This window comes from Shewanella sp. SR1 (assembly GCF_020447145.1).
Taxonomy (GTDB): Bacteria; Pseudomonadota; Gammaproteobacteria; order Enterobacterales; family Shewanellaceae; genus Shewanella; species Shewanella baltica.
The window spans coordinates 1-8,324 of the sequence record NZ_JAJAEF010000048.1 but is presented as its reverse complement, the minus strand read 5'-3'; the positions used below and the strand labels follow the sequence as shown (position 1 = coordinate 8,324).

The window sequence follows — 8,324 nt, the reverse complement described above, 5'->3', positions numbered from 1 at the left end:
TGGTAATGCGAGATTTAGATTTGCCCATCTGATAGCGGTTTCTGCGTGGTATTCACAGGATCTGATCGCATCTGAGACGGAAGGTTCATTCATTTAGGCAACAACGCCCCGCAGAAGGAAAGAAGCTTAATAGACACCACATAGAAGCACTCAGTCAGCGCTTTGGTGTGCCTGTATCATTATTTTTTTAGCTCAGTGAATCAGACTTGCCTAGTCTGGTTCACGTGATAACATCTCGCTACACGCTTAGCTCGTCAACCAAAGGTGGCTAGCAAGCTGCCTTTGCACCGATGTTGTTACACGCTGCATTTATCCATGTTCGGGCATAAATATCTCCCTAACTCACAGAGTATCACAGGGTGAGATTATGCTTTGTAAATTCTGTTAACATTTAGCTATTTTGTTCTTAAGTCGACTTAATGCGAGATTATTGATTGATATAAATCATCCATAATCGAATGAAATTCGTTCGACTGGATAGGTTTGTCCCGAATTCAACTGCGAAGTGCGACACTCGCCAATATCAAGCAGCCAATACCATTTCTTTAAAGACAATCGCTGGTTGCTTGAAATCTAAACACTTTTTCGGTCGATAATTTATCCGCGATAAAGCGAATTCAATATCACTGTCTGTTACCGTTGTTAGGTCGGTTCCTTTCTTCACATATTGCCTTAAAAGACCGTTAGCATTCCCATTGGCTCCACGCTCCCAAGAACTATAAGGGTGGGCAAAGTAAACATCAGCCTCCAACTCCTTTGCGATGGTTTCATGGCCTGCAAACTCTCTCCCGTTATCTGCCGTGATGGTATGGACATGCTCCTTGTAAGGCATGAGTAGTTCTATGGTTGCTCTAGTGACATCATCCGCTGACTTGGATGGCACTTTCTTCACCAAGTAAAATCGTGTTTTACGCTCTAAAATAGTCACCATCGCCCCCGTGCCGTGCTTGCCTAATACGGTGTCGATTTCCCAATCACCAAATCGCTCCTTACTGTCAACGATGCTTGGCCTATCATCGATAGAAACCGCATTTTTGATCGCTGGTGCTTTCTCTTTTTTACCGCGACGATACCGCTTGTGACCTTGCCTCAAGTGGCGATATAACTTGCCACCCGAGCGTTTATCCTGCGCAACAAATCGGTAGATCCACTCATAGCTGACAGCGGCACCGACTTTAGTTAATACACTGGAAATCTGCTCTGGACTCCAATCCGCTTCTAAAAGGAGGCGGATAAAATCAACACGCTCCTGAGGTATTCTGTATTTACGCGCTAATGTGCGTTTTTTGAGTGATAACACCTGAGCTTCGTTTGGGCAATAATGACTGCCCTTTCTGCCACGTTTAAGCTCCCGATATACCGTGGAGCGATGGCACTGAACGGTTTTAGCAATCTCAGAAACTGAAATCCCCCGTTCCAAAAGAGCAGAAATCTGGTATCTTCTGCCTTCGGTCAACTGCTGATAATTCATGGTAGTACTGCTTGTTTCTTTGGCGAGAAGAGCGTCCCACTTTTAGCAGTTGGCTTCCTCTTCTACACCTTTCCATGAATGTCGCACTTATTATCTGAAATCGGGATCGGGAATTATGTTTTTCAAATAAATTTTCATTGCTAAATGCAGTATTTTTCACTACTATTATTTGAAAATCGTTGGAGATATATTTTGCGTAGAATCCACTTAATCATGATGTTTGTTTTACTGACGTTTGTCGGTCAAACTTTTGCGTCTGTGATTATGCCTGGTACTATGCCAATGAATTCAATGACGACTTCAAATATGCCTGCTGAAAATGGCAAAGCATGTCATGACGCTAGTATGCAAATGAACATGAACATGAACATGAACATGGATATGAGTGATGGTGCGGATGATAGTTGCTGCGCCCAAGCGTGCCATTGTCCTGTCGGATCATGTTTATCAGTCGCTTTAACGATGGCGATGCCAACGCTTAAATCAGAAGTCAATTTAGTTAATGCTGCAACAATGTTTACCTCAGCACTAATGCCTCAGTATCGTTCTTCTTTATACCGTCCTCCAATATTTGCCTAACATAGGCACAGTTACGCCTTTTTTTTGCTAGCTGTCCTAGCCAATCATGTAGTTTCAATTTTTTAACCTTTTGGTTAATAAACTGACATTAAACCGCGTTGTTTAATGTGACGAAATTTGATTTGGAGGCAATATTATGTCTGCTCTATATCGCAATTCTATTAGTTTTTTTCGTGTCATAGGTACTATTTTTATTCTGCAAACTATGGGAGGGATATTAATTGCCCGTGCAGCAGAGCCCGGCACTACGGAGCCATTACTCACCGTTTATAAAGATGCTAATTGCGGCTGTTGTGAGAAATGGCTAACGCATATTAGTGAGCGTGGATTTAGTGTTAGTGCCCACAATATTAACAACCTTTATGAGTTTAAACAGTCAAAGGGCATTCCTGCTTCAATGCAATCTTGCCATACCGCTGTGTCATCTCAAGGTTATGTGTTTGAAGGGCATGTCCCTGCAAAATTCATTAGTCGTTTTTTAGCCACCCCTCCTAAAGATGCTATCGGCTTAACCGTACCCGCTATGCCAGTGGGCAGCCCTGGCATGGAGTACCAAGATAAATTTATGCCATATCAAGTCTTACTGTTGAAAAAAGATGGCAGTAGTGAAGTTTACGCCCAAGTGAACTCTCTTGAGGAGTCTGTGCAATGAATTCGCAATACATGATAAAACCGATGATTCAAGCGCCAGACAGTGACCCCAACCACAGCCGACGCCGGTTTGTATTTGGTGCATCCGCCATGTTGGCATTGATGTCGATCCCTTACCCTAAAAATGCCTTTGCCAATGCGTTAAGCCAATCGTTGAACCAGCTTTCTGGTAAAGTGTTTGACTTATCAATTGACTATAAAATGGTTAATTTTACCGGGAAATCTGCTCGGGCCACTGTGGTGACACAATGATGACTCACCCTATGCATTTGCATGGTATGTGGAGTGAGTTAGAGACAGGCGACCCTGATTTTATTCCCCGTAAACACACTGTATTAGTTCAGCCGGGCTCTAAGATCAGTTACTTGGTCACCGCCGATGCAAAAGGGCAATGGGCATATCATTGCCACTTGTTATTCCACATGCCAGGCATGTTAAGAAAAGTCTTGGTGAAATAAGGGGAACACAGATGAATAAAACGAATTTAATGTTAGAGAGTTCGCACCCTATATCGGTGTGGATTGGCGTCAGAAACTCGGTAATACCGCCGAATACAGCCGAAATGAAGGGGAAGATACACAAGAAACCCAGTTTGTTATTGGTTTTAGAGCGTGGTTCTAAGACCTCGTTCGTACACTGAATTATAAGCTTGGCGCCAACATGTTAGCTAAGCCAATATTTGATCATTTATGTAAACTGTTTTCGATCGTTAAAAAGAATATAAAAGGAAATATCATGAAATTATTTAACAACGTTTTAGTCGTAACAAGTCTATTCCTGAGTGCTTCAGCATTTGCTCATGTCGGACTGAGCAGTTCTATGCCCCCTAACGGTGCCATGCTAAGTCAAGCCCCAAAAACGCTTGAACTGACCTTTACGGCTCCGGTACGTTTGGTCAAATTAACAATGCAAGATGAGAAGCAGCAAAGCGTACCGTTAACATTACCTTCAAGTGCGGCCAGTCAAGCTAAATTTTCATTCGCCCTACCAGCATTAAACGCAGCTAATTACACAGTTAACTGGATGATCATGGGTGACGACGGTCATAAGATGAAAGGCAACATGAGCTTTATGCTACATAACTCTGGTATGAACACTCGCAGTGCAACGCCTCATGAGACTAGCAAGCACACTGCACATCAATAAGTGGATGAGTAAACATGATATTAACCGTGTTTGACATATCGGTGTTGATATCTAAATGGGTTATTTATCTTAGTGTTGCCGCCGTTATTGGCGGCACATTGATGCAATATCTCATTAAGGGCCAACCGAACCTCGGCATTAGCGTTACAAAATATACCGGCCTAGGTGCTGTTTTGGGGTTGATTGCCGTTAGTATCAATTATTTTGCGCAAATAGGGGGCTTTTGCTGAAAACGGCTTGATGGGAATGTTCGATGCGCAGATGCATGCTTTTCTGTGGCCAACCCAGGTAGGGCAAACTGTACTTTGGCGCTTAATCGGTTTTGGGTTAATGCTAGTGGCTAGTGGTTTACTGTTACATAAGAACCGCTATCTCAAAAAGTTTTCTGCGGTATTAGCCATTATCAGCAGTCTGTTAATTGCTGTCACGTTTACTTTTATTGGCCATAGCACTGAACTGGGATTGCTTGCTCAAGGCTTGATATTGATACACGTGTTGATCATTGGCAGTTGGATAGGCGCTTTTTATCCATTATGGAAATTATGTAGCACCGATGACAACATCGTCATAAAAAATGTCATGGATACATTTGGTCGTTTAGGCATAGTGATTGTCATTCTAGTGTTGCTTTCAGGCATGGGAATGGTGTGGATGTTGTTTGATAGTCCAACTGAATTATTCAGTTCCGATTATGGTATTGCGGTCACCATCAAGCTCTGTTTGGTGGCTATCATTTTACTTATAGCAGCATGGCATAAATTGGTTTTAGTACCGAAATTAACGATTGCGAACCCATCACTCGCAAAACAAAAACTACAAAAATCGATTGGATTAGAAGCAGTAATAGCAGTACTGATATTAGCGACTACAGCGGTACTTTCGAGCGTACTAGGTCCTATGAGTCTTGGATAATCACTATAAATTGACAGAGAGATAAAAATGAATAATCGCCCTTTAACAATGCTCATAACCACCGGGGTATTACTGATGTCCGCAGGACAAAGCTCATTGAGCTTCGCCCATGGTGATGAAACACACCCGATAGAACAAAAAGCGTTTATCGGTGTTGATTCCGCCGCGGGCAATGTTGTCAAACATTTTCATGCTGCATTACAAGCGGGCAATGAGGTTATTGTTAGGCAGTTATTAGCAGCCAATGTTCAAATTTATGAAGGTGGAAAAGTAGAGCGTTCACTTACAGATTATGCCAATCATCATATGCTTGCGGATATGGCTTACTTAAAAGGGTTAACCATAACGCCAAAAGAACACCAAATAACGATTACGGGTGACATTGCTATTTCAACGTCAATAAGTCACGCCCAAGGTGAATATAAGGGTAAAAGTATTGACTCGATGACCATGGAAACGCTTGTGTTAATTAAACAAGTGGATGGTAGTTGGAAAATAACCCACGTGCACTGGTCGTAACTAATAAGAATTTCATCAACCAGATAAAGGATTATCTTGAGTTCCTTTGTAGGTGCTCCCAAGAAAACCACAAAGACTCACGTCATGTTAATGCATGATATTTTATGGAAAAGGATTTCCATTTTTTTATATAAAAAAGACCGGAGTAATTCCAGTCCTTTTACAAGCCATATTTAAATATTAACTTTCAATAAGTTTCATAGTTGTAATGCAAGTTCTATCGTTATTGAAAGTAGACAATACTTCTCTCGCCACTCTTTTGCTTCCGTCTTTTGCTTCATAGTAAATATTAAATGCTAAGTTTTTATCTTTTGGAACCCAAAAGTCTATAAATCCATCACGTTGTGTCGTCATTTTTTTGTCTATTAATGTTTCACCTGTGTCAGTATCAATCATGACAACTTTCATTGTTTGATTTATTATCTCTCCGGTACAACCTGTTAAAACATGATTCGTACATGGATGAGAACTATTAATGTACGGAGCTATTGAAAGAAAGAATTGATCTTTTGGTATTGCTACAGAACTACTTTTACCATCTGAGAAAGTTGCAACTATTCTATCGGGTAATACTTTTATCATTATCCCTTCATTATTTTTGTATAGTGTATGTGCTGTTGTAACAGCACTCTTATAGTCTAAATTTTTAAACGTTTCTGCATTTATTATTGTGGCATATGATTGACTTGAGTATGCAACTATAAGTGCTAATAGAATGTGTTTTTTAATCATGGTCTGAGTTTTCCTATATAGTTTATAAAATATTTTTATTTAAACGTGCCTCGCTTTTTTTATTTTAACGATTGTGGTTATATATATATTGATCTAATTCACATTATTGATATTGGCCTGATGTTTTTGGTCGTTTGTTTTTTTTTAAATATATGCTTTAACGCTGTATTCTCCTAGGTTTTTAGCTCAGATTTTAAACTTGCGTCTTCATATAATTTTTCTACCTAAGTTTTTAAACTTGGGTTTTAAACCTATGTTTATTTTAAATTAATATTTATGTCGGTTTGATATTTTTTTTGTTAAATAGATCACTGTTAAAAATGCTCTAGTTTGTATTATCGATTGGGTTTGTAATTTATTTGTTTATCTTTGATTTTAGTTTTACTTTATATAGTTTCTTATTTCTAACTTAACGTTAATAAGGTTTGTATGTTTAAATATAATAAATATTTTTGGTGCTATTAGCAATGAGTAATAATGCACTCTCTAATGATGATATTGAGAGTTTTTCTGAATGGATACACAATGGTAATGTTGGAGGTACAGCGAGATCGTACTATTTCGAACAAGATTTTGACGATTCAAATACAGAGAATAGCTCGATTTGGGTGAATGGTGGTAATGTTACTTTTAATACATCAGAGTTTAATGGGTTTAAATTGGGAGGAGAGGTACAGGGGTCATACGTTAGTAATATCAATGATGATGATGATACAACTGCTGGAGATATGAACGCACAAGGTCTTGTATTATCAGAAGCTTTTTTGAAGTATCAGTTTGGTGATACTGTGTTTTCTGGAGGTAGACAACACTTTTAATCACCCCTTATCGCTAACTCAGGTTCAAGATTGATAAATGAATCTTTTGAAATGTATCAGGTGTCTTCAAGTCATTTTGATGGTACTGATATTTCGATTGGATATGTGACTAAATATCAGACTCGAACAGATAAATCGTTTTATGTTGATAATGAATTTGTTGATTTTGATTTTAATGGTTCTGGCTCTCCTGGCGATTTTTATAAAATAGGTAATGATGGCGTTTTTTTCGTACAAGTTAACAAGCGAATCGCTAAAAAATTCAAAGTTAACTCACAGTACGCAAATGTAATAAATGAAGTCCAAGCACTTTATGCGGATGTCGAATATACATTGCCAACTAACTTTAACAGTTATATTGCAATGCAATATTACAAAACTAAGTGGGATAAAAATGAACTAGTCGATAATGATCTTTTGGGCTTTAAAGTAGGTTTCAGTCAGGGAGGAGTAGATTTTTTTGCTGGTTATACATTAGCTGGAGGAAATGAAGGAGATAATAGAGTTTTTAGAGGCATTGGTCAAGGAGCTTATTATCAGTTTACTGCCACTACTAAAACTGCGGGTGTTGGGGCATTTGAATCTGGAACAAATTGGTATCAATTGGGGTTAGGTTCTGCTATCTCTAATCTTAAAGGTAAAATATTTTATACATCTTTTGACAATCCCATAGTGGGAAAAGATTTAAATGAATGGACGGTTAATCTTGCATATCAATTTGATGGTAAACTCGAAAATATCGGTATATCAATTGATTTTTCAATATTGGATTATGAAAACAATCAAAAAGACGCTACAGATTTAAGAACGAAATTCACTTACAGCTTTTAAAGGTTGTAAATGTTTTTGACAAATGTTAATTCCCTAATAATTATATTGTAATTGTAAATTCAGGTCGTGTTAATGGGTGTGCTTGGGTTTACAATTTTATATGAAAATACGTCTAGATGATTAAAGTTGAAAAACTTGTTATTTGATAATTTATCAATATCTACGTTTACAAAAAAATTCATCTTGAATGTATTTTAGAACCAGGGGGTTACACAGGGTGAGATTATGCTTTGTAAATTCTGTTAACATTTAGCTATTTTGTTCTTAAGTCGACTTAATGCGAGATTATTGATTGATATAAATCATCCATAATCGAATGAAATTCGTTCGACTGGATAGGTTTGTTAACCAATTTAACAATTTATAATCCGGCCCTGGGGGGTTACAAACATAAGCAGGGCGAGATCGTGAATATATTTTAACCGTTTTGAGCTAAATTAGACGGACGGCATCGATTATGCTCTTATGCTCTCTTTTTCTTATAGAGAGCATAAGAGCATGTACCTTGAAGCCTTCACATCACATTTCAACTCGATTGCTGACAGCCGACAATCGGCGTTGTTGCCTAAATCAATCTTAGGTATGCCTTTTCCTAAAAGGGTTCCTGGTATTAATTGACCCTCTGGCGAATAGGCATACCCAGTCCTATGACTTTGTTCATCACT

General features: G+C 38.6%; 12 protein-coding genes and 2 pseudogenes. 11 read left to right on the top strand and 3 right to left on the bottom strand.

Annotation, left to right across the window (positions count from 1 at the left end; translation table 11 throughout):
* Positions 1-523 precede the first annotated feature (523 nt).
* A complete protein-coding gene (locus KV201_RS22130; RefSeq protein WP_226060611.1) occupies positions 524-1,471 on the bottom strand; it encodes an IS30 family transposase in 948 nt (315 codons plus the stop codon).
* 192 nt (positions 1,472-1,663) lie between these two features.
* Between KV201_RS22130 and KV201_RS22125 the strand changes: the two genes are divergently transcribed.
* The 9 genes and pseudogenes from KV201_RS22125 (at position 1,664) to KV201_RS22085 (ending at position 5,278) form a co-directional block, all read left to right on the top strand.
* On the top strand, positions 1,664-2,050 hold the full coding sequence (locus KV201_RS22125; protein WP_226060610.1) for a hypothetical protein: 387 nt from the start codon (positions 1,664-1,666) through the stop codon (positions 2,048-2,050).
* A 136-nt stretch (positions 2,051-2,186) separates the two neighbouring features.
* Entirely contained in the window at positions 2,187-2,702 is a 516-nt protein-coding gene (locus tag KV201_RS22120) for a DUF411 domain-containing protein (RefSeq protein ID WP_011711622.1), read from the top strand.
* Positions 2,699-2,953 (top strand): hypothetical protein, encoded by a 255-nt coding sequence (locus KV201_RS22115; RefSeq protein ID WP_226060608.1) that lies wholly within the window; start codon positions 2,699-2,701, stop codon positions 2,951-2,953. Before KV201_RS22120 ends, KV201_RS22115 begins: the two co-directional genes overlap by 4 nt.
* A pseudogene (locus KV201_RS22110) lies at positions 2,944-3,159 on the top strand (multicopper oxidase domain-containing protein); the annotation flags it as partial. The gene KV201_RS22115 and the pseudogene KV201_RS22110, both read left to right, overlap by 10 nt.
* Positions 3,160-3,202: 43 nt before the next feature.
* Positions 3,203-3,322, top strand: a pseudogene (locus KV201_RS22105) (copper resistance protein B); the annotation flags it as partial.
* A gap of 114 nt (positions 3,323-3,436) precedes the next feature.
* Complete coding sequence (locus KV201_RS22100) at positions 3,437-3,847, top strand: copper resistance CopC family protein (protein WP_226060606.1); 411 nt, start codon at positions 3,437-3,439, stop codon at positions 3,845-3,847.
* 14 nt (positions 3,848-3,861) lie between these two features.
* A complete protein-coding gene (locus KV201_RS22095) occupies positions 3,862-4,077 on the top strand; it encodes a hypothetical protein (RefSeq protein ID WP_226060604.1) in 216 nt (71 codons plus the stop codon).
* A gap of 16 nt (positions 4,078-4,093) precedes the next feature.
* Positions 4,094-4,759 (top strand): copper resistance D family protein, encoded by a 666-nt coding sequence (locus KV201_RS22090; protein WP_226060602.1) that lies wholly within the window; start codon positions 4,094-4,096, stop codon positions 4,757-4,759.
* Between the two features lie 75 nt (positions 4,760-4,834).
* A complete protein-coding gene (locus KV201_RS22085; protein WP_011711627.1) occupies positions 4,835-5,278 on the top strand; it encodes a nuclear transport factor 2 family protein in 444 nt (147 codons plus the stop codon).
* 180 nt (positions 5,279-5,458) lie between these two features.
* On the opposite strand, the gene KV201_RS22080 is transcribed toward KV201_RS22085, so the two are convergent.
* Positions 5,459-6,010 (bottom strand): CueP family metal-binding protein, encoded by a 552-nt coding sequence (locus KV201_RS22080; RefSeq protein ID WP_086904834.1) that lies wholly within the window; start codon positions 6,008-6,010, stop codon positions 5,459-5,461.
* Positions 6,011-6,477: 467 nt separating this feature from the next.
* Between KV201_RS22080 and KV201_RS22075 the strand changes: the two genes are divergently transcribed.
* Entirely contained in the window at positions 6,478-6,828 is a 351-nt protein-coding gene (locus KV201_RS22075) for a hypothetical protein (RefSeq protein WP_226060599.1), read from the top strand.
* A 30-nt stretch (positions 6,829-6,858) separates the two neighbouring features.
* Positions 6,859-7,659: a hypothetical protein gene (locus KV201_RS22070; RefSeq protein WP_264175317.1), complete on the top strand. Its 801-nt coding sequence runs from the start codon at positions 6,859-6,861 to the stop codon at positions 7,657-7,659.
* Positions 7,660-8,138: 479 nt separating this feature from the next.
* On the opposite strand, the gene KV201_RS22065 is transcribed toward KV201_RS22070, so the two are convergent.
* A partial coding sequence (locus KV201_RS22065) for a hypothetical protein (RefSeq protein ID WP_226060616.1) occupies positions 8,139-8,324 on the bottom strand: 186 nt, incomplete at its 5' end.